The sequence below is a fragment of the Pseudomonas sp. lyk4-R2A-8 genome (assembly GCF_030209095.1).
Taxonomy (GTDB): domain Bacteria; phylum Pseudomonadota; class Gammaproteobacteria; order Pseudomonadales; family Pseudomonadaceae; genus Aquipseudomonas; species Aquipseudomonas quebecensis.
Map to the genome: position 1 here is coordinate 16,162 of NZ_JARVSS010000040.1, position 21,308 is coordinate 37,469.

18 protein-coding genes and 1 pseudogene are annotated in these 21,308 nt (G+C 58.4%); 10 read left to right on the top strand and 9 right to left on the bottom strand.

Annotated elements, in window-relative coordinates:
• Positions 1-81: 81 nt before the first annotated feature.
• Positions 82-1,395: a PDDEXK-like family protein gene (locus QRN10_RS24800; RefSeq protein ID WP_285429358.1), complete on the bottom strand. Its 1,314-nt coding sequence runs from the start codon at positions 1,393-1,395 to the stop codon at positions 82-84.
• A 506-nt stretch (positions 1,396-1,901) separates the two neighbouring features.
• Between QRN10_RS24800 and QRN10_RS24805 the strand changes: the two genes are divergently transcribed.
• Both QRN10_RS24805 and QRN10_RS24810 read left to right on the top strand, forming a co-directional pair.
• A complete protein-coding gene (locus tag QRN10_RS24805; RefSeq protein WP_285429359.1) occupies positions 1,902-3,332 on the top strand; it encodes an IS1182 family transposase in 1,431 nt (476 codons plus the stop codon).
• 262 nt (positions 3,333-3,594) lie between these two features.
• Positions 3,595-4,134, top strand: a complete 540-nt coding sequence (locus QRN10_RS24810) for an AAA family ATPase (RefSeq protein ID WP_285429360.1) — start codon at positions 3,595-3,597, stop codon at positions 4,132-4,134.
• Positions 4,135-4,482: 348 nt separating this feature from the next.
• Here QRN10_RS24810 and QRN10_RS24815 read toward each other — a convergent pair whose 3' ends face one another.
• Positions 4,483-4,848 carry a hypothetical protein gene (locus QRN10_RS24815; RefSeq protein WP_285429361.1) on the bottom strand — a complete coding sequence of 122 codons (366 nt, stop codon included), beginning with the start codon at positions 4,846-4,848 and terminating at the stop codon, positions 4,483-4,485.
• Between the two features lie 478 nt (positions 4,849-5,326).
• Between QRN10_RS24815 and QRN10_RS24820 the strand changes: the two genes are divergently transcribed.
• Positions 5,327-7,348 (top strand): FIST N-terminal domain-containing protein, encoded by a 2,022-nt coding sequence (locus tag QRN10_RS24820; protein ID WP_285429362.1) that lies wholly within the window; start codon positions 5,327-5,329, stop codon positions 7,346-7,348.
• A 73-nt stretch (positions 7,349-7,421) separates the two neighbouring features.
• On the opposite strand, the gene QRN10_RS24825 is transcribed toward QRN10_RS24820, so the two are convergent.
• Both QRN10_RS24825 and QRN10_RS24830 read right to left on the bottom strand, forming a co-directional pair.
• Complete coding sequence (locus QRN10_RS24825; protein ID WP_285429363.1) at positions 7,422-8,777, bottom strand: hypothetical protein; 1,356 nt, start codon at positions 8,775-8,777, stop codon at positions 7,422-7,424.
• A 102-nt stretch (positions 8,778-8,879) separates the two neighbouring features.
• On the bottom strand, positions 8,880-9,377 hold the full coding sequence (locus QRN10_RS24830; RefSeq protein WP_253508637.1) for a hypothetical protein: 498 nt from the start codon (positions 9,375-9,377) through the stop codon (positions 8,880-8,882).
• A gap of 245 nt (positions 9,378-9,622) precedes the next feature.
• Between QRN10_RS24830 and QRN10_RS24835 the strand changes: the two are divergent.
• The 4 genes and pseudogenes from QRN10_RS24835 to QRN10_RS24850 form a co-directional block, all read left to right on the top strand.
• A pseudogene (locus tag QRN10_RS24835) lies at positions 9,623-10,042 on the top strand (alpha/beta hydrolase family protein); the annotation flags it as partial.
• 290 nt (positions 10,043-10,332) lie between these two features.
• Positions 10,333-11,559: an MFS transporter gene (locus tag QRN10_RS24840; RefSeq protein ID WP_253508639.1), complete on the top strand. Its 1,227-nt coding sequence runs from the start codon at positions 10,333-10,335 to the stop codon at positions 11,557-11,559.
• A gap of 11 nt (positions 11,560-11,570) precedes the next feature.
• On the top strand, positions 11,571-12,899 hold the full coding sequence (locus QRN10_RS24845) for an aminotransferase-like domain-containing protein (protein ID WP_285429364.1): 1,329 nt from the start codon (positions 11,571-11,573) through the stop codon (positions 12,897-12,899).
• A 248-nt stretch (positions 12,900-13,147) separates the two neighbouring features.
• Positions 13,148-13,309: a DUF2986 domain-containing protein gene (locus tag QRN10_RS24850; protein ID WP_181075625.1), complete on the top strand. Its 162-nt coding sequence runs from the start codon at positions 13,148-13,150 to the stop codon at positions 13,307-13,309.
• Between the two features lies 1 nt (position 13,310).
• Here the strand turns inward: QRN10_RS24850 and QRN10_RS24855 are convergent, their stop codons facing one another.
• The gene (locus QRN10_RS24855; RefSeq protein ID WP_285429365.1) at positions 13,311-14,522 is read right to left on the bottom strand and encodes a YeeE/YedE family protein; all 1,212 of its coding nucleotides are present in this window, start codon (positions 14,520-14,522) and stop codon (positions 13,311-13,313) included.
• Positions 14,523-14,652: 130 nt separating this feature from the next.
• Between QRN10_RS24855 and QRN10_RS24860 the strand changes: the two genes are divergently transcribed.
• Entirely contained in the window at positions 14,653-14,832 is a 180-nt protein-coding gene (locus QRN10_RS24860) for a DUF1289 domain-containing protein (RefSeq protein WP_027604002.1), read from the top strand.
• A gap of 9 nt (positions 14,833-14,841) precedes the next feature.
• On the opposite strand, the gene QRN10_RS24865 is transcribed toward QRN10_RS24860, so the two are convergent.
• Positions 14,842-15,639, bottom strand: a complete 798-nt coding sequence (locus QRN10_RS24865; protein ID WP_266246221.1) for a DNA/RNA non-specific endonuclease — start codon at positions 15,637-15,639, stop codon at positions 14,842-14,844.
• Positions 15,640-15,732: 93 nt separating this feature from the next.
• Entirely contained in the window at positions 15,733-16,950 is a 1,218-nt protein-coding gene (locus tag QRN10_RS24870) for an MFS transporter (protein WP_181075631.1), read from the bottom strand.
• Positions 16,951-17,073: 123 nt separating this feature from the next.
• Between QRN10_RS24870 and QRN10_RS24875 the strand changes: the two genes are divergently transcribed.
• On the top strand, positions 17,074-17,724 hold the full coding sequence (locus QRN10_RS24875) for a TetR/AcrR family transcriptional regulator (RefSeq protein WP_181075633.1): 651 nt from the start codon (positions 17,074-17,076) through the stop codon (positions 17,722-17,724).
• Positions 17,725-17,759: 35 nt separating this feature from the next.
• Here the strand turns inward: QRN10_RS24875 and QRN10_RS24880 are convergent, their stop codons facing one another.
• The gene (locus QRN10_RS24880; RefSeq protein ID WP_181075634.1) at positions 17,760-18,218 is read right to left on the bottom strand and encodes an Hsp20 family protein; all 459 of its coding nucleotides are present in this window, start codon (positions 18,216-18,218) and stop codon (positions 17,760-17,762) included.
• A 169-nt stretch (positions 18,219-18,387) separates the two neighbouring features.
• On the bottom strand, positions 18,388-20,241 hold the full coding sequence (locus QRN10_RS24885; protein WP_253508653.1) for an ABC transporter ATP-binding protein: 1,854 nt from the start codon (positions 20,239-20,241) through the stop codon (positions 18,388-18,390).
• Positions 20,242-20,367: 126 nt separating this feature from the next.
• Between QRN10_RS24885 and QRN10_RS24890 the strand changes: the two genes are divergently transcribed.
• Positions 20,368-21,180, top strand: a complete 813-nt coding sequence (locus QRN10_RS24890) for a DUF1206 domain-containing protein (RefSeq protein WP_181075638.1) — start codon at positions 20,368-20,370, stop codon at positions 21,178-21,180.
• Positions 21,181-21,308 lie beyond the last annotated feature (128 nt).

The following is a 21,308-nucleotide window of genomic DNA, read 5'->3' on the forward strand; positions in this document are numbered from 1 at the left end:
GTAACCTTGGTGCATTACAGTCGGTCGTCACCGGCAGAAATTGGCTGGGTGCCTCCGGTCACGACATGCGACTTTAGACGCTCATGGTGCCTTAAGATATTCCTTGAGTCTTTGTTCTAGTCTTTCAATGGTTTCCGCGGCCACAGCTATGGCCTCAGTGGGCGTAACATGCTCAGCCAGCATGATGCGCCTTCTATCCGAACTGGCGCGCTTGCCAAGCTCTTTGAATTCAGGCTCAAAGTAATCGCGCAATGCAACTTCAGAGCATGTAGATGGATCGAAGGCACTTTTCACCCAAACGAGTTTTACATTGAATTTAGGAGATTTAGCTGTTGAAATTTGATTTAGGCGATATAGATCAATATAAATCGCCCAATGGTCTTCCCGTTCAATTTTCTGGGCCGATGGAGGCTTTATGACAAACCAATAACCACCTTCTTCAATACAGCCCACAGGTAACGACGGCATCGCTTTTTTTAGCTTCGGCAGGATGCTAGCCACACCTTTAATGCTTATTAGCTTTTGGCAGACCACTTTGTGTTGGGCCAAGAAGAGGGTCAATTCACCTTCATGCCCCTCCAGCGTTGATGAAACCCAGCGATCCATCGCGGTTCCGCTAAGCTTACGAAGGCACTCTATAACGGTTGGGTGAGAAAGTGCTAAATCCGCCATTATTTCGGCGATTTCCTTTCTCGCTGGATCTTCCCAATTTGTGACACTCTGACAGTAGGCTGCAAGCATTTGTGCTGCTTGATTTCCCCGAGTAAGGTTGTGCCGTGCTCGATTAGCAGACAGCTCTAGCCATTTATAATCCATTAAAGCCCATCGCTTACCCAATGCGCCGAGCTGTTGTTCTGTATAAGCCTCCAAGTCTTTGTCTAGTACAATGAAAGCAAGGTGATACTCAGAGAAAACCTTTCGAGAGGATAGCTGAGCTTTGACTGCGGCCACATACTTTTCAAGTTGGGCAGCATTAAGCGACGCCTTTACCTTGTTTTCTATAGTGATAAGGATTTTGTTTTGGGGGTCGACCAAAAATAAGTCAAGCCGGCCGTTTGCAGTACCATCGTCCACTTTGATACTTAGCTCGCGCGTCACAAACGCGGCGCCGAAACTTGTAGTTCTAATTCGCCCAGGTGTCCATTCGGCGAAAAACTTCTTATTGTCGTAGGTGCAACCCTCGCTAGCTGCGTATGCGCTTTCGAGAAAGTCACGTATCACCGCATCACCTTGTGCATGGCCTTCATTGGGATTCATGCACCATGCAAGCATACTCGAATTTTGATTTTCGCCGAGCTTAACAATATCGAAAATGTTATTTGAAATTTTATTTAGTTCAATTAGCTCAAGCAGCTGCGGATCTCTCAGAAAACTGTATAGCTCATGTGCGTCCATGTCTAACCCTGTATTTGCAATCTGCCGACGGTGCAAATCAAATTCATCAATTGCCTAATAGTATCATATGGCCACTGCGGTGACCCATGCTTGAAACCCGTCTCGGCAAGAAGCTTTTGCCCGACGACTGACGAATGCGAAAGGCTGCTTTTGGCCGAAAGTGGCTGTTCGTGAGCGGCAGCTATCGGCCGAGACTGTGTAAAAACGCATCTATCGTGCTTAGATCTGCAACGTTAAATCTGCCATATTGAATCAGTCACAAGGGCGGTAGTGGCTGGGTTTATCCCAATTATCTTGCGAGGAAAGCAATGGAGGCTCTTCAACGTGCTCCCATTCCAGATACCACTCGTACGTTTCGTTGTCAGCCTTGAATTCATGTTTAACAGTCCAGCCAAGTTCCACGAGCTTTTGAGCCCGGTGAGGGGCGTGTGTCTTAGTCATTCTCGGGGCTTTCATAATTGTCATCGCGTGTATGATCGCTGGGGATTTTAACGCAGGAGTTGCCGATGAAGCGCTTCATTCAAGGCGAGTATCGCGGTCAAAGCACCTTGCTCCCCGAGAGCCTCGACGATTACGTCAGCGATACCAATCCGGTGCGTGTAGTCGACGTTTTCGTCGACGAACTCAACCTAGTCAATCTGGGTTTTGAAGGTGCCATTCCAGCCGATACTGGCCGGCCTGCTTACCACCCCGCGATCTTGCTGAAGATCTATATCTACGGCTATCTCAACCGCATCCAGTCGAGCCGACGTTTGGAGCGAGAAGCTCAACGCAACGTCGAGCTCATGTGGTTGACCGGGCGTTTGATGCCAGACTTCAAGACCATTGCCAACTTCCGAAAAGACAACAGCAAGGCCATCCGAGGCGTCTGTCGCCAGTTCGTTGTACTGTGCCAGCAGTTGGGACTGTTCGGAGAAAATCTGGTGGCCATCGACGGCAGCAAATTCAAGGCAGTCAACAATCGCGACCGCAATTTCACCAGCGCCAAACTGAAGCGGCGAATGGAAGAAATTGAATCGAGCATCAACCGTTACCTGACGGCGCTCGATACTGCCGATCGGCAAGAACCCACAGCTTCCAAGCCAAAAGCCGTGCGGCTGGAAGAGAAAATCGCCAAGCTGAAAACGCAAATGAAAGAGCTTCAAGCGATTGAAATCCAGCTCAACGAATCGCCGGATAAACAGGTTTCACTGACCGATCCAGACGCCCGCTCCATGATGACGCGCGGCATCGGTATCGTCGGTTACAACGTCCAGACAGCGGTCGATACGCAGCACCATTTGATCGTCGCACATGAGGTGACCAACGTCGGTTCCGATCGTGATCAACTTAGCTCGATGGCCAAGCAGGCCCGCGACGCGATGGCGCTAGAAACGCTGTCGGTAGTGGCTGACCGAGGTTACTTTAAAAGCGAAGAAATCCTCGCTTGTCATGATGCAGACATCACCGCTTTTGTGCCCAAGCCGATGACCTCTGGAGCCAAGGCTGACGGGCGCTTCAATAACGATGCCTTCATCTATGACACGGCCAAGAACGAATATATTTGTCCGGCTGGAGAAGCGCTCATTTGGCGCTATACCAACGTTGAAAAAGGCCTGAAGCTGCACCGTTACTGGAGTTCGAAATGCCAGGGCTGCGCCTTGAAATCGCAGTGCACACCGAGCACGGAACGACGAGTTCGGCGCTGGGAACATGAAGCGGTACTGGAAGAAATGCAGAACCGGTTGCGCAACGCGCCGGAGATGATGCGAGTCCGAAAACGAACTGTTGAGCATCCCTTCGGGACGCTCAAACAATGGATGGGGGCGACGCACTTCCTGACCCGAAAGCTCGCAGGGGTGAGCGCCGAGATGAGCTTGAATGTGCTCGCCTACAACTTGAAACGGGTCATGAAAGTCATCGGTGCCAACGGTTTGATGAAGGCGCTGTCGAGCTAAAAAAACGCCGGTTTTGGCATCCGAGAGGCTGTAAAACAGCGTTGGCGTACTCCAGGTCGTTACCGATGCAAGCCGTGACGCTGACCATGCGATCGCTCAGCCAACGAACGTCGATACTCCAAAAAATGATGCCCATGAGCGTTTTTACACACTCTGGGCCAGAAGCTGCCTGTCATACTGACCGCTTTTTGTTGACCGAGATCGGTCTTGACGTAAAATCGCCGCCCCGGAAAATCAGCTGGCATAGTGAGAAGGAGCTTCGATGCAACGGGTGATGATTGTTGGTCAACCTGGGTCAGGCAAAAGCACTTTGGCGCGTGAGCTTGGTCAGCGCACAGGTTTGCCGGTCATTCATATCGACACTATTCACTGGCAGCCAGGGTGGATCGAGCGAAGTCCGGACGAGAAGACACAGCTTTGTCTCGATGTAGAGGCCCGAGATTGTTGGATATTCGAAGGCGGCCATTCAGCCACTTGGGACAACCGGCTGGCCCGTGCAGACCTCTTGATATGGATTGATCGTTCGGCGACGCTTCGATTCTTACGCGTACTGCGCAGAACCCTGCTCCAACGCGGTCAGTCTCGGCCTGACTTGCCTGAGAACTGCCCCGAACTGCTGATGAACCTGCCGGAGTTTTTTAGATTCATGTGGCGGACGAAAAAATCAGCTCGAGAAAAGATGCGGCAACTTGTTGCAACAGCGCCACCAGCTTGCCGCGTGGTTTGTCTGCGTTCTAATCGGGATACCTGCAATTTTCTCGCGAGCATTGAAAATTCGAACGTCCAGACTCCGCGAGAATGATCGACGGTTGCCTGATGCGATGCGGGACTACCGTTTACGAGTGGCTGCTATTAGCCGATAACTGACTTTCTGATCGGACAGGCCGAGCTGGAATGGCTGATAGGCAGCCAGTACGCTTGAGTCCCTCTAGTGATAGCCATGGCGTTTTCATCGTACTGATAGTCGCCGTAATTACACTCCAAGATCTGCCCTATATTGGGTTCAAAGTTAATAGCCATCAATCGTCCTTAGAGCTGGATCGCTGCCAGAATTCATGATGCTACAGCGCCACGCATTCCGCGCGAAGGAGCGCTGGGCATATCCATGCGATGGGTTGCTGCGAAGGCTGCGTGAGCGAGTGACGCCCGATTAGCGCCCCATGAGTGGGTAGTGCTCGATGCGACACGGATGCGGGTGGCCGTCGCCCTTGCAAATTCCATCCAGATACCGGTAGTCAATCTGCACCGACTGGCCTTTTCGAGGCCATTGCCGACGCGGGAGGGTGTTCTGGTAATCGGTGGTTTCCGGGGTGAAGGTGAGCGTCGAGCCTTGCTGAGGACATTGCGTGGTTTGGGAGGTCGGGGCGACCTTGAGGATCCGCCCCTGCAGCTGCGGGTACGGTTGTTTCAAGACGTTGACGATCTGCACGTCCAGCCGGCAAATCTGCCAGCTCGCCGCGTGGAGGGGGCTGCACAGGGCGGTGAGCGCAAAGGCCAGCGCTGCGTATGTTTTCATGGGTTAAATGTCCAGATCCTTGGAACAAGCAACCTGGCAAGGCCCTGAACTTCCGTCAGCTTCTGGCTGACTTAGTCCTTGGCGCCGGGTCAGTTGGGGAGTGGCAGCACTATGCCAATTACCCAGCGGCCAATACAAGTCTTATGACTTTAATGTTCCCCTGTGGCGAGGGAGCATGCTCCCGCTGGAGCTTAGAGGGTCTTCAATACCCCCCAGTGAACTGGACCGCGAGAAGGGGCCTATAGGGATATAGGTGTAAGCAATAAGCCAGAATGACTTTAGATATACAGTCGCATGCTGTGAGCCTTGACTATCGGGCTGAACCAGAACCGCGCCGGCGGTCCGCTTTCGGCCGAAAGCCCCCTCACCGCGTCCTTCCGTCGCACCCCACCGCCTCGCCCTCCAGCCCCCACCCAACCCGCCGATAACCCTACTAACCGCATGCCCCCCGCATCCCCATTCGACCGAGCCCCACCCCATGAATCCACTCGCCCTTCTGAAAAAATCCCGGCCCGCTCGCCAAGGCACCACCACCCTCACCTGTACCGCCAGCGACCTGGACGCCGCTTTAGCCGCCCAGCGCATCACGCCCACGCTGATCACCGGTTTCATCTCGCCGCATCTGGACATCGACGCCATCGCCGCCAAGCTCAAACGCCGGTTCCCGCACGCCACGATCAGCCTCTGCACCACCTCCGGCGAGCTCTGCAATGCGCCCAATTCGCTGTATTGCGCCACCGGCGAGCGCTGGGATCGGATTGTGTTGCAGTTGTTCGACGACAGTGTGATCGCCTCGGCCGAGGTGGTGATGGTGCCGTTGGAGTGCGAGGACATTCGCAGCGGTGGCAAGCGCCTGGGCATGCAGGAGCGAATTGCCAAGTTGGTGGCCAATATCAAGCGTGTGCAGGTGCGCACGTCGATCGATCATCGCGATACGCTGGCGTATGTGGTGTTCGATGGGCTGTCGGCGTCGGAGTCGTTTTTTATGGAGGCGTTGTATGAGTCGGGGCGGTTCCCGTGTTTGTTTGTAGGGGGATCGGCCGGGGGTAAGTCGGATTTCCAGAAGACGCTGATTCATGACGGCCAGCGCAGCTATCAGAACCATGCACAGATTGTGTTCCTGAAGACGGCGGAGCATGTGCGATTTGGGGTGTTCAAGAGCCAGAACTTTAAACCGGCGGATTTGACCTTCAGCGTGCTGACTGCTTCGGTGGAGGACCGCACCATTGACCAGGTCATCGACAGCGCGGGCAACATCAAGAGCATGGTGCAGGCGTTGTGTGATGCCTTCAATTGCACGCCCCAGGCGCTGGAGCCGAAGCTGGCGGATTATTCGTTTGCCATCCGCGTGGGCAGTGAGTTGTTTGTGCGCTCCATCGCGCGCATCGACTATGAGCAGCAGATCGTGCAGCTGTTCTGCGACGTGGCGCCGGGCGAAGAGTTGGTGATGGTGCGGCGTACACCATTGCGCGAGGCGACGCGCCGGGACTATGAACAATTCCTACGCGGCAAGGGCGGCCAACCGGTGGCGGGCATCTTGAATGACTGCATCTTGCGGCGGCTGAACAATGGCGCCGAACTGGGCAGCATGGCCGGCACGTTCGGCGATGTGCCGCTGGCGGGGTTCTCCACCTTTGGCGAAATTCTGGGTTTGAACCTTAACCAGACACTGACGGCGATTTTCTTTTTCCGGGTGGGCAAAGGCGCAAGTTTCAGTGACGAGTACGTGGACAATTTCATCGCCCATTACGGCGAGTTCAAGGCATTTTTCTTACGTCGGCAGGTGAAGAAGCTGGCGGGATTGAACCATGTAGTGGTCAAGCAGATTGCCGCGTTCAAAAACAATGACTTTGCCAACACCCTTAATACCCGCGGGCTGGATCGCAATATCCTGCCGGTGTTCGAGGGGCTGGCGGACTTGGGCATGGTGCTGGCCCAGGCGGAGCGCCAGCAGGAAGACATCGCAGCGCAGCTCAAGCATTACTCGGGCGAGTTGCACGCGTCGATGGATGAATTGGTGGGGACCATCGACCAGCAGAACGCGGTGTCGGCCCAGGCCGGGTCCACGGTGGAAGGCTTGTCCAGCCAGGCGGATGTGGCGGTGGAAGGGGCGCGTACGCTGGCGGGGTCGAGTTTGCGTATTCAGTCGATCGTGCAGGTGATTCAACAGATCGCCGGGCAAACCAACCTGCTGGCGCTCAACGCGGCCATTGAAGCGGCACGCGCCGGTGACCTGGGCCGTGGGTTTGCGGTGGTGGCGGACGAAGTGCGCAAACTGGCGGAAATCACCCGTAAGAATGCGGCGGAAATCGGCGTGGATATTGACCTGCTGTCCAGTGAGATCCAGCGCGTTGCCCAACAGATCGAAGACCAATCCACCGGGGTCGGCGCGCTGCGCGAGATGCTCGATGCGCTGGAAGCGTCGAGCCGCGCCACTGAGGGCACGGCGCAGCGGACCAAGACAATTGCGGATACGTTGACGGGGCTGACGCATGCGTAGGGGCAAACCGCGCCGCCAGGGCTGTAACGCTCGTTCGCTGCTAGCCACCGCGGCGCCCGGCTGATGCACCGTTTCACGGTTTTAAACTTTTGATCAGGTTGAACACATTGCCGGCCCAGAACCAACGCTTGGTCGGCGTTTCGCGGTTGCCTGAAAGGGCCTCAAGCAGGGTGCGGTCACGCGCTGCGCCTGTGGCAAGGCCAGGCTCTGAGCGCTGCGGACCAGCAAGATCAGAAGGCTCGACTGGCTTAATTAGCCGGCCAGTGATTTTGTCCATCGTATAGCCTTCTGCTTTGCCGTGTTCGGTGACTGTCCAGACGCCATTGAGTTTCTCCACTACAGGTTTGAAGGGCGGCAGTCGTATGTTCTTGTTGGTGGTTTGGACAATATGGTCCTCAATCCTGATTTTCTTTAAGGTGGAAAACTCGCTGCCGAGAGGGGGCTGATCAACGCCTTCACTGGAGAATTTTTTCACCATTTTTTCCAGGAACGGTACGCCGCCGATGTTGCTGAACGCACCTTGGGCGGGATGCAGGATGTACTGCAAAAAGCCTTGATCGAAACGCGTGCTTTTGATTGCCGTGCCGTTCAGGACGCTTGAAGCAATGGCGGCGTCTTCCGGCTTGAAATCGAACGTCACCTGATACCCTTCCCCGTCATAGCGAACGTTACTCCCTGCAAGTTGACGGCCATCGCTGTAGTGACGATAGGTGCCTATTTCAAATGCCAAGTGATCAACGAAACGCAAATCAGCACCCTGCGCTGCCGCATAAGCGTACATGTCCGAAATCAAGGCTCGATCCTCACGGTTCAGGAAATCGGCATGGTTCTGAGTGCCGTTTTCCCGGGTGGCAGGAGGCAAGGCGACCGGCGGTTCAACCCCCCTGTACAAGCGCGTAATCAAGAGGTCACGCCCATTAGCAGGTGTCGGTTCAGAGTGGTTGTCTAACTTGGGGGCCGTTGCTTGCAACTCTTCCCACGCTGAACGCCGTTCATTGAGGGTGAAAGAACCGCTATCGTCCCCGGCAATCAGGCTCAGCTGATCGCGCGCAAGCCCTTTGAAAGGGTTGCTGTCAGTACCGTCGACGAAACCATTAGCCTGCCGTGCGCGAGCCAGGAGTTCCGGGTTATCGGTGTTGGGAGGCACTGCACCGTAGTGCGCTTTGTTGACGATGTAGTTGTCGCCGGTAATCGCGTGGAACGAGTCTTCGTTCTTCGAACGCAGGCGGCTTCCAGCGCGTATTGCCGCTTCGCTCAATTGGCGAGCCAGTAGTGAGACGGTACTGTTCGTCACTTCACGCGTCGTTGATGCCGTTGCGAGGGTTTCATCCTTATCAGACGAAACCGACAACACGGATGTGGCAGCGACAGTACTATTTATCGGCGCATGACTATTAAATGAAGATGCATGAGAATTAACAGTAATCATGAGCATTTCTCCCTGAGTAGGAGGCCAGCAACTCTGCCGTATCATAAAAATAATTTCTGCATAAATAACTTATCGGCGAAAAGCAACGAACACTTTTACGCTTTAGGACCTGTACTTGAAAGTTACTGAATCAACGCCACTCGGGCGAGTATAGCGCGGCGTACCACCGTAAACCTCGTGATAAATAATGACACGCGAGCCATTACCAAACGCCTGTATATTGAAATCATGTAGCGTCCCGAAGGAGTTTGGATAGATATTCCTGCACGTTTCTTCCGAACTGAAAGGTCGTGAATAGCAAAGCTTTACGTTCTCCCTGATACTGTCAGGATAGTATGTTGTACTCCATTGAATTTCCACCAACTGTTTTGGGTCGATAAGCGTTCCTGGGGAAAAGTCCGAACTTCTAACGTAGAACGTTGCAAACCCTACCCCCGGACTCGTATCAGAATTAGACAAAACAAGCACAGCACCAGGTGCCGCAGACTTAGATATAGCATTTTCCTGCGCAGAGGCCGCCCCAACAAACGGCACCACAGACACAGCAAATAAGACAAACAGAAACTTTATTATCCAATCGCTCATAAACAGGCTTTTCATAATCACCTCCAGAAAGCAATTAATTAACACCTAAGACCCAGCCAAACAAGCTGTGAGATTTGCTCACCTAACATTGCATGAATAATTACCCGAGGAAAGCCAAACACTTCCTAAAATCACGAAGGACGTCTCTGTAATACTTAAAAGTAGGAGTGTGTCAGTAACTTCCTAGTCCCGCCTCTTCTCTATCAAAACTGCCTGTTTTAGGTCATGCTGCGCCGCTTAATTCAAGGACGATAACACCAATGAAAACCGCACTGCGCACCCTGCTCCTGCTATCCCTGGCCACTCCCGCCTTCGCTGCCCAAAGCCCTGTCGACTTCAAGACCGCAACCCTGCCCGATGTGCAAAACAACCGCCCGTTGGAACTGACTGTCTGATACCCCGCCGCTACCGGCGCGGTGCCCGAGCTGATCGCCGACAATGTGGTGTTCGTCGGCGCCCCGGCCGTGCAGAACGCGCCGGTGGTGGCCGGGGAGCATCCGCTGGTGGTGCTGTTCCACGGTTACGGCGGCAATTGGCGCAATCAGGCGTGGTTGGCCAGCGCATTGGCGCGGCTGGGCTATATCGTGGCGGCGGTCAATCATCCTGGGACCACCAGCAAAGACCGCAGCCCCGCCGCCGCCGCGCAGTTGTGGCAAAGGCCCAGGGACGTGAGCCAGGCCACGGGCGGTAATTCAGCAGCAGGTGGTGGGGCTGATCAGTGAGTTTTTGCGGCGCGCGTTTCGCAATTAAGCAACGCAGGTTGCTCACTCACCGTGCATCAAATGATCGTTGCAACGCGCAGCGCGGGACCGATCATCACATACGCCTAGCTCACCCCCCTCACATCGATAGCACTGATGATTACTATCGAACCGCTCGCCTATAGGGTGGCCAGGCCCGATTCCTATAATCGCCTCCCATTCTTCCCCTTCGCCTGGCCTCAGGCGACATTCCCTTGGAACCCAGTACCATGCCAAGCGCCCCTCAGGCCCCCAGCGGCCGTCCCGAACATAATCAACAAAGCGTCAAACAGCAGTGGCTGGCGATTCTCTCGGTCGCGGTGGGGGCATTCGCCCTGGTGACCAGTGAGTTTCTGCCGGTGGGTGTGCTCAACGACGTGGCCGGCGACCTCGGTATCAGCGCCGGCCACGCCGGGCTGATGGTCACGCTGCCGGGCATCATGGCCGCACTCGCCGCCCCGTTCCTGTCGGTGAGCATCGGCGCGATGGACCGACGCTACCTGCTGATCGGCCTGACGCTGATCATGATCATCGCCAACTCGGTCGTGGCCTTTGCCAGTGACTTCAGCCTGCTGTTGTTCGGCCGTGTCTTGCTGGGGATCAGCATCGGCGGTTTCTGGGCCACGGCCATCGCCCTCAGTGGGCGCCTGGCGCCCAGGGGCGTGGACGTGGCGAAGGCCACCTCGATCATTATGATGGGCGTGACCCTGGCCACCGTGCTCGGCGTGCCCGTGGGCACCTGGCTCAGCGGCCTGATGGGGTGGCGCATGACCTTTCTGGTGACCGCGCTGCTGGGCGTTCCGGTGCTGCTGGCGCAGGTGTTCCTGCTGCCCCGCCTCACCCCGGAAAAGGCCATTCGCATCAGTGACCTGCCGGCGTTGTTTATCAACCCACAGGCGCGGATCGGGTTGATCGCGGTGCTGTTGATCGGCCTGGCGCATTTTGCGGCCTATACCTATGTCGCGCCGTTCTTCAAATACAGTTCCGGCTTCGATGGGCCGACGATTGGTTCGCTGCTGTTGCTGTTCGGCGTGGCCGGGGTGTTCGGCAATATCTTCGCCGGTTTCGCCGCCAACCGCAGTGTGCGTCACACCCTGTTGCTGGTGGCCCTGATGATCGGCACCAGCACCGCGCTGTTCCCTCACTTCGCCACCGGTATGACCGGCGCCGCCATGCTGATCGGGCTGTGGGGCTTCGCCTTCGGTGCCTTCCCGGCCTGTGCCAGTATCTGGATGTTTGTGGTCGCACCCAAGGATGTGGAGCGCGGCATGCCGCTGTTTGTCGCGTTGTTCCAGGTGATCATTGCCTTGGGTTCGTTCTTCGGCGGGCGCATCGTCGACCAGTTGGGCAGCTCGGTGCTGTTGAGCCTGGCCACGGCCCTGGTGGGCTGCGGTTTTGTTACAGTGCTGGTGCTGGGGCGCAACATCAGTAATAGCTTGGCGGCCCAGCCTGGCTAACCCGAGGGCTCATGGATACCGCCGACGACGCTTCTTTCGCCTATCAGGCGGTGTACCGTTACCTCGTCGAGTTGATCGAGGCGAGCCCTTCGACAGCTGAACGCAAGCTGCCGTCCCTGCGCCAGTTGGCACAGCGCCTGGGGGTGTCGGTGTCGACCACCAAGTACGCCTACGCGCTGCTGGAGGACGAGGGACGTGTCCAGGCCAGGCCCAAGCTTGGCTATTTCACTCGGGCCGTGCCGGCGCTGTTCGCGCGCGAAGGTTCGCCTGATTTGCTCGACCGGGTATTCGCCCATGCCCGCCAGCCGGGCATGCTGGCCCTGAGCAGCGACGCCCCGGCGATGCTGCTGTCGTTGGAAAACCCCTTGTTGATGATGGAGCGCGAACTGGCCCGCCAGTACCCACGCTCCCTCACCCCTCTGTACCTGCCATTCGGCGAGCCCGAGTTGCGTGCGGCGCTGGCCGCGCGCTACACCCAATCCACTCACAACTATTGGCAAGCCGAACAGGTGTATATCGGCTCGGACCTGCACAGCGTGCTGGACCTGTCGCTCAGCGCTTTGGGGTTGCGCGGCACGCTGGCGGTGGTGGAATCGCCGTGTTCTTGGGCGGTGCTGCGCCAATTGCAGGCGGCGGATATCCGCGTGATTGAAATGCCCCTCGGCGCGGACGGGCGCTTCGACCTGGCCGCCTTCCAGGCGCTGCTGGAGCGAGAGCCGATCCGCCTGGCGGTGCTGTCATCCAGCGTGAACGCGCCCCAGGGCGGCGTGATGCCGGCGCAGGATAAACAGCAGATCTGCGCCTGGCTGGCGCAGCAGGATATCTGGCTGTTCGAAAACGACACCTACGGCGAGCTGTATTTCGAGGCGCGCCCCGCCCGCTACCGCGACTTTGCCGACCCGCAGAAGCTGTTGGTGTTCTCGACCTTCGACAAGGTGATCGGCGCGGAGGCGCCCTACGGCTATGTGCTGTGTCGCGCGCAAGGGTCTCAGTTGCAGCGGTTGTTCCTGGCGCGCGGGTTTCGCCTGTCGCCCATCCGACAGAAAGCAATCGCCAAGCTGTTCACCTCCAGGCGCATCGACCAGCACTTGGTGACGCTGCGCGCCGCATTGCGGGAACGGATGACGCGCCTGAAAGCCCTGCTCGGAACGCACGACGAGTGGCACGTGGTCGAACCCCAGGGCGGCGCGAGTTTCTGGCTGGAGGCCAGGCGCCCGGTGGACATGCGGCAGGTGTTCGAGCGCCTGCTGGCTCAACGCATCGTGATCGCCCCAGGCCAGTTGTTCAGCCTGCACGGCAGCTGGGCGCAGCACGTGCGCCTGAGCTACACCCTCGACTAAGGCGCCCGCCTCCAGATTGACGCGGGCGTCTTCGGCAATCACGGCAGGCACGGTCATGCGTTGGGTTCGGATGTGCAGGCTCATGGTGTGTTCCTTATAGCGTTCAATACTCGGGAGTTGCGGGGCCCGAGTATCAGCCAAAGGCATGGCGATTCAATGCACAGATCGGCACTGAAAAACGACCCAGGCAGCGGGGCCGGGTTTTGAAGCTGGTATCATCCGCGCCTGCACACTCCAGGTAACTACCTATGAATCGCCAGAAAAAACTGCAACAGCTGTTCAAGGCCAAGGCCAAAAAGGCCAGCGCCAAATTGGCACCAAAAAGCAAGGACCGCTACATCAGCAAGGCCGAGCGGGAAAAGCTGGCGGCCGAGGCCGCACAGGCGCCAAGCGTTTGCCCGGAGGACTGATTCAGCAACCGCTCAGCGCCACCTGGGGCCGCTCGCCCGCAAAGAAAAACGGCCGCAAGCGCACACCCACGCTGTTACCGATAAACGCCGCCACCAGCCACACCCAGCCATGCAGGCTGCCCGACGCGATGCCGCTGAAGTAGGCGCCGATGTTGCAGCCGTACGCCAGGCGCGACCCGTAGCCGAGCAGCAGCCCGCCGATCACCGCCGCCAGCAGCGAACGCGCCGGGATCTTCAGGCTGGGGGCAAAACGCCCGGCCAGGCCGGCAGCCAGCAGCGCACCGAGGACGATGCCGATGTCCATGACGCTGGTGATGTCTTCCCATACCGGCGCGGCCAGGGCCTTGGCATTGCCCGGCATTTGCCAGAACGCCCAGCTGGCCACGTCCACACCCAAGCCGCTCGCCACCTTGGCGCCCCACAGCGCGAATGCCGACGTAATCCCCCACGGCCGCCCGGCCAGCGCCAAGGTGGCGTAGTTGAGCAGCGCCAGGCCAATCGCGCCCCACACCAATGGCCAAGGCCCGCGCAGGAAGCGACGCAAGCCGTGATGTTCGCTCGTGACGCCCGCTTCCAGCTGGCCGTGACGGCGTTTTTCCAAGCGCACGGTGACGGCCGCAATGATCGCAAACATGGCCAGGCTGGCGAGCAGCGCGGGCATTACGCCGAAGCTTTTGACGATGGACACCGCCGGGAACGCCGGCAGCGCAAACCACCAATCCACATGGTGCGTGGCGATCAGCGAGCCGCAGATAAAGAACAACAGGGTCACCAGCATGCGTGCATTACCGCCGCCCACCGTGAACAACGTGCCCGAGGCGCACCCGCCGCCCAACTGCATGCCGATGCCGAAAATAAACGCGCCAACCACCACCGACACCCCGGCCGGCGCCACCAGCCCGACCACCGGTTGCCCGAACAAGGTGCCCGCCCCCAGCGCCGGGAAAAACAGCAGCACCGCCAGCGCCAGCATCACCATTTGCGCCCGCAGGCCGGCGCCACGGCGATCATTGATAAACACGCGCCAGGCGGAGGTGAAACCGAAGGCAGCGTGGTAGAGGGTCAGGCCCAGTGCGGCGCCGACCACCAGCAACAGCACCTGGCGCGAGTCGACGCTGCTTTGCAGGAACAAGGCGCCCAGCACCAGGATCATAAAGGCCACCAACGGTGCGACAGGCCGGCGCGCGGGAGCGAGAGGAAGCGAGGTGCTCATGAGGTATCTCGGTTGGTTTGAAGAGGTGATTGCGAACGGGTGAGTATAACCTGTGGGCGCTGTCGAGCTTCAGCGAGGCGGCGATCGCGCTGACAGGATGCGTCCCTTTACGGTTTTGCGAGGTGAAATCTTGGCTAAAGACATCGAAAACCCCTGCGTCTCCACTTGCCAGCTCAGCGGCGACCTGTGCGTCAGCTGCGGGCGCAGCAAGGACGAGATCCGCAAGTGGAAACGCATGAAACGCCCCGAAAAAATGGCCGCGGTGCAACGCGCAACCCAACGCTTGAAAGCGTTGAAAAAAGCCAGGTAAGCCGCTTGATCAGGTGCGCCCGACCGACCCCGACACCGGCAGATTACCCAGCAGTTTAAGCCCGGTGCTTTTCACGAAGGCGTCGTAGTCCATGGGCTTTTGAATGCGGGTCTCGGCGTTGGGCAACACGTAGGCCCAGGCGCGCTGGGACGATGCGTCGTACACCAGCTTGAACAGCCGCGTCGGCACCCAGACCTGGTTGGCACCGATGGTGCCGTAGCCCTCGTCGAACAACGGCCCGGTGAACACGTACACGTCGCCGCCGGCGCGCAAGGCGAACTTGCGCACATCGGCCTCGACCTTGCTCCAGATCTTGCGGTTGTTGGTGGGGTCCTGGGGCACCATGTTCGACAGCGCAAACGACTGGGCCATGGCCTTGGCGTCGGGTGCATCGGCAGCGGGGGATTGATGGCCACGATCCATGGCCGGTTGCAGGCCACGGTAGTCGCTCAGCTCCGCGCGCGCGCCCTTGGGAATGCGCGGGTCCGCATAGAAATGGTTGGTACGTTCTTCGCCTTTCGCGTCCTTGAGCTGGCGCGCGTTGAGACGCTCCACCACCACCAGCGGCGTCTTGCTGGTCTGCGAATACAGCACCGCGAAATGGTCGGAGCACAACGCCAGGGGTTTCATGCCGGCGGGGATGCTCGCGGTTTTGATCGGCGTCGCGCCTGGAAAGACATCGGCGCAGTGGTCGAACGACAATTGCCGTTCCTGAGGGGAGTAAAGGTCTATCGCGCCACGAGCCTGTGCCCCGGCTGAAAACAAAACAAAGGCCGATAGCCCAACTGCAATTTTGCGTAGGTGCATGGATTGAATCTTCGAAAGAGAGTGACGCGGCAGGCCCCGCGTACGGGGCCAAGTGAATGATATTTCGAGGATTATGGACTAACGAATGTCAGATTAGTGCCCGAGCGATGTAGGTTTTCCCGCACCCCGCGCGCCCGGCTTGAAGCCATGGGCGCTGGCCGCCCAGGCAATGGCAAACGCCACGCCCACCAATAGCAGCATCGCCCACGCAAATGCGGCCACACCCCACGTGTCCAGCAGCACCCCACCTGCCACGCCGCTGCCCGCGATCGCGCTGTTCCACGCCACCACGTTCAGCGACAACGCCACATCCGCGCCATCCCCCGCCGCATCCGCCAGGGCGGTTTGCAGCAAGGTCGCGGCACCGCCGAAGCTCAGGCCCCATACCGCCACGCCGAGGTAGATCACCTGCGGCACCTGCCCCAGCAAACCGAATAGCACGCTTACCGCCGCGAACGTCGCCAGGCTCACCAGCACAGTGTTGCGTAATAACGGCTCGACCAGTCTGGCCGTGACCCAAATGCCCGCTAACGCGGCGATGCCGAAGACCAGCAGCACCAGGTCCACGCGCTCGGCCAGGCCCGCCGGCGTCACGAATGGAGCAATGTAGGTGTACAGAATGTTGTGGGCCAACATCCAACTGATCACCACCGCCAGCACCGGGCGTACGCCCGGCGTGGTCAATACCTTGCGCAATGAGCGGCGTTGATGCGCGGGCTGCGGCGCAAAGTCCGGGACTTTCACCAACACCCAGCCGATCAGCACCAGGCTCACGCCCGACATCAGCCCGAAGGTGGTGCGCCAGCCCACCAGGCCACCGAGCCAGGTGCCCAGCGGCACACCCAGCGACAGCGCAATCGGCGTACCCACCATCGCCAACGCCAGCGCCCTGCCCTGTTGATGCGGCGCGACCATGCGCCGTGCGTAACCAGCCAGCAGGCTCCAGGCCAGCCCCGCCGCCACCCCGGCGAAAAAGCGCGCCACCAGCGTTACGCCATAGTGGGACGACAACGCGGTGATGGAATTGAACAGCAGGAAGCCGACGATGGTCAGCAGCAACACGTTGCGCCGGCGCCAGCCGCGAGTGGCAATGGTCATGGGGATCACCGCCAGCACCGACCCCAGCGCATACGCGGTGACCATCTGCCCGGCCATCGACGGCGAAATCTCCAGGCCGTCACTGATCAACGGCAACAGGCCGGCGGGCAGGGTTTCGGTGACGATGCAGATGAAACCGGTCATCGCCAGCGCGAGCAAGGCGCCGATGGGCAAGCGGTCGGACGAAGCCGATAACGTCAGTGAGGGGGTCACGGGAAACTCCTTGTGGAACGGATTTAGATACTGATCGATACAAATGTTGCAGGGGACCGCAACGCGTTGTCAACGACTTATGTATCGACTAGTATTTATCTCGTTTTGCAAAGGAGACGTCACATGGCACAAATGGGCCGCCCACGTAGTTTTGACCGTGAACAGGCCGTGGAACAGGCCCTGCATCTGTTCTGGCAGCACGGCTATGACGCCACTTCCCTGGCCCAGCTCAAGGCCGGACTGGGCGGCGGTATTTCCGCGCCCAGTTTTTACGCCGCCTTCGGCTCTAAAGAAGCATTGTTCGAGGAGTGCGTGCAGCGCTACCTGGCCACCTACGCCCAAGTTACCGAATGCCTGTGGGACGAATCCCTGTCGCCGCGCCAAGCCATCGAAACCGCACTGCGCCAATCGGTACGCATGCAATGCGAAGACGGCCACCCCAAGGGCTGCATGGTGGCGCTCGGCGTGATGAGCGCGCCAAGCCCGGAGAACGCGCGGGTGGCGAATGCGCTGAGCCAGTCGAGGTTGCGCACGAGGGCCGGGATTGTGGCGTGTGTGGAACGGGCTGTGCGTGATGGCGAGTTGCCTCAGACGACCGAGGCTGCGGTGATGGCGAGCGTGTTTGACAGTTTTTTGCAGGGGGTGTCGATCCTGGCGCGGGATAACGTGCCCCATGCAAGACTCGATGCAGCAATCAGCCAACTGCTGGTGACGTGGGACGTCGCGGCCTCTACCGTGGCGCCCGCTGGGCGTGAAGTGGGTTGCGAAAAATAAAGGCGCTCCGAAGAGCGCCTTTATTCATTGCTGTATTACTGCTCGCTGATCGACTTCACGTCAGCCTTGCTCGCACCGCCAATCGCAATACGCTTAGGCTTGGCTTCCTCCGGCACGACTCTGAGCAGATCAATGCTCAACAAGCCATTGGAGAGCTGCGCGCCCTGCACTTCGATGTGGTCGACCAGGCGGAACGACAAGCGGAACGCGCGCTGGGCGATACCTTGGTGCAAGTAGGTGACGTTTTCATCGTGTTCGCGCTTGCCGCCGGCGACGGTCAACACACCTTTTTCTACCTGGATCTCCAGGTCGTCCTCCACCAGGCCGGCAGCTGCGATAACGATCCGATAGTGGTCATCACCGTGCTTTTCGACGTTATGGGGTGGGTACGTGGTACCGGCCTCGCTGCGAAGCGCCGATTCAAAAAGGTCGTTGAAACGGTCAAAGCCAACGGAGTGGCGGAACAGTGGGGCCAACGAGAGAGTAGTAGCCATTGCAAAATCTCCTGAGTTTTCTCCAAGTGATTTGATACGCGACCCGTATTCGGCATCGCGTAAAACCTAAGTAGGTTCAGGGGGAAAAATTTCAAGCGCCGACCAAAAAAAATTTTTTGCGGCGGATGGCTGGCTGTTCGGCCCCTCGGAAGGGGCGTGCTGGGCAGGCCTATTCAGTGGTCTCGGCCACCCCCTGATCCTCCCCCAGAAACCCGCCGCTCTGGTGGTGCCATAAGCGCGCATACGTGCCGTTCTTCCTGAGCAGTTCAGCGTGGGTGCCTTGCTCGATGATACGGCCGTTATCCATGACGATAAGCCTGTCCATGGCCGCAATCGTGGACAGCCGATGGGCGATGGCAATGACGGTCTTGCCCTTCATCATTTCATCGAGGCTTTCCTGGATGGCGACTTCCACTTCTGAATCCAGCGCGCTGGTGGCCTCGTCAAGCAGCAGGATCGGAGCGTTCTTGAGCATCACTCGGGCAATGGCGACCCGTTGACGCTGGCCGCCTGACAGCTTGATGCCACGCTCGCCCACCAGCGTGTCATAGCCAGAGTGACCTTGCTTATCGCTCAGTTGGCTGATGAAACCGTCGGCCTGGGCACTGGCTGCAGCACTGCGGATTTGCTCATCGGTCGCGTCGGGGCGCCCATAGGCGATGTTGTCGCGAATCGAGCGGTGCAGCAGGGACGTGTCCTGGGTGACCATGCCGATAGCGCTGCGCAGGCTGTCCTGGGTGACCTGCGCGATATTTTGCCCATCGATGCAGATCTGCCCCTTGTCCACGTCATAGAAGCGCAACAACAGGTTGATGAGCGTGGATTTACCGGCGCCGGAACGCCCTACCAGGCCGATCTTTTCGCCTGGGCGGATGTTCAGGCTCAGGCCGTCGAGGACCTGGCGTTCGCCGTTGTAATTGAAGCTCACATTGTCGAAGGTCACCGCGCCGCCGCTGGTGACCAGCGTGGCGGCGTCCGGCGCGTCCTGCACCTTGGGCCCGCGGGTCAAGGTTTGCATGCCATCCTGCACGGTGCCGATATTTTCGAACAGCGAGGTCATCTGCCACATGATCCAGTGCGACATGCCATTGACGCGCAGCGCCATGGCGGTAATTGCGGCTACCGCGCCGGTGCCGACTTCGCCTTGGTGCCACAGCCACAGGGCATAACCGCCCGCGCCCATGATCAGCGCGACCACCAATGCCTGATTGACGATCTCGAACTGACTGACCAGGCGCATCTGGCGAAAGCCGGTCTGCTTGAAATCCTCCATCGCCGCGCGCGCGAAATGCGCCTCACGCTTTGAGTGGGAGAACAACTTCACGGTGGTGATATTGGTGTAGGCGTCAGAAATGCGCCCGGTCATTGATGACCGCGCATTGGCCTGTTCCTGCCCGACTTTGCCCAGGCGTGGCACGAAGTACCACATGGCCAGGCCGAATAACGCCAACCAGCCAATGAAAGGCAGCATCAATTTGGGATCAAAGCCGCCGGCCAGCGTAATAAGCGCGATGAAGTACACGCCGATTCCAGGCGCCATCTCGATCAGGGTGAACAGCACCTCGCGTACCGACAGCGCCGTCTGCATTACCTTAGTGGTGACGCGGCCGGAGAACTCATCGGAGAAAAAGGAAAGGCTCTGTCGCAGCATCAGTCGATGGAAATCCCAACGCAGCCGCAACGGCAGATTGATCGCCAATATCTGGTGCTGCACCATCGTGCGCAGCGCAACCAGGCCGATACTGGTCACCAGCACGATACCGATCCCCCACAGCACCCGGCTTTCCTGCCCGGCTGCATCGCCGCCGGCTTGCCAGGTCGACAGCAGGTCCACGACCTGTCCGAGAAAAGAAAACAGCCAGGCCTCGTAAATCGACACACCGGCGCTGAGCAGCGCGAGCACGACGATATAACCACGGGCACCACGGGTGCAGGCCCATAAAAATCGCGCCAGGCCTTCCGGAGGCGGGGGAGTCTCGTCGGGCGGGAAAGGGTCGAGCCGTTGTTCGAATACGCGAAGCATGGGGTTCTCCAGAACGGTCTAGTGAGGGGATTCTGGCATTTAAAGGATGGCTTGAGGGCGTATCGGGATAGAACCCCTCCCGGCAAGAAGGGTCTGCTCTTGAATCAGATCTCAGGAATCCATCGAATGTCAGCGCAAAACAGTCTTGTGATACTTGCTCGAGGAGGCTATGCCGCCCGGGGCGTGCTGTATCTGATCATCGGTATCTTCGCACTGCTGGCAGCCCAGGATTCGACCAAACCCAAGGATAGCCACAAGAGCCTGGAAGCCGTGCTCAGCCAACCGTTCGGCTATTTTTTAATTGGGATTGTGGTAGCAGGCCTGCTCTCATTCGCGTGTTGGCGCGTGCTGCAGGCTACCCGTGACGTCGATCATCACGGCAAGGAATTCAAGGGCCTGGTGATTCGAACCGGTTTATTTGCCGGGGGGATGGTCAATGGCGCTCTGGCGTTTTTTGCGCTGGGTCTACTGATAAGCGGCATTAAAAGCTCGGGCAATTCCACAGGGCAGGCCAAAGACTGGCTGTCCCATCTGTTGTCATGGGAACACTCGAACATGCTGGTGTACCTGATCGCCCTCATTCCGCTCGGAGTGGGCATTGCTCACATCATCAAGGGCTGGAAGGCATCGTTCGAAAAATATTTTGAGGCCGACGAAGATGTCATGCGCTACGTGCGCCCCGTCTCACGATTCGGACTGATCGCCCGTGGCGTGGTGTTTTTAGAAATTGCCGTGTTATTGGCCATCAGCGGTTCCACTTATCAAGCCATGGACCCACCCGGTATGAAAGAGGCACTGGATGCGCTCCAGAATCTACCCGCTGGGTGGTTGATCTTGATGGTGATGGCCCTGGGGCTGATTGCTTTTTCGGCTTACAGTTTCTCTGAAGCGTGCTGGCGCAAGATCAACATGGATGTGCCGGGGGTGGCGAGGACGTAAGACCGTGTTCATTCATAGCGGGATTAGAGACGCGTTCATGCTGTGAGCTTTGACTCCGCCGGAAAAATCCAAGGCAAAAAAAAGGTTCTTCACGGAATCCCGGGAAACATAGAAACAAGAACGCCGAT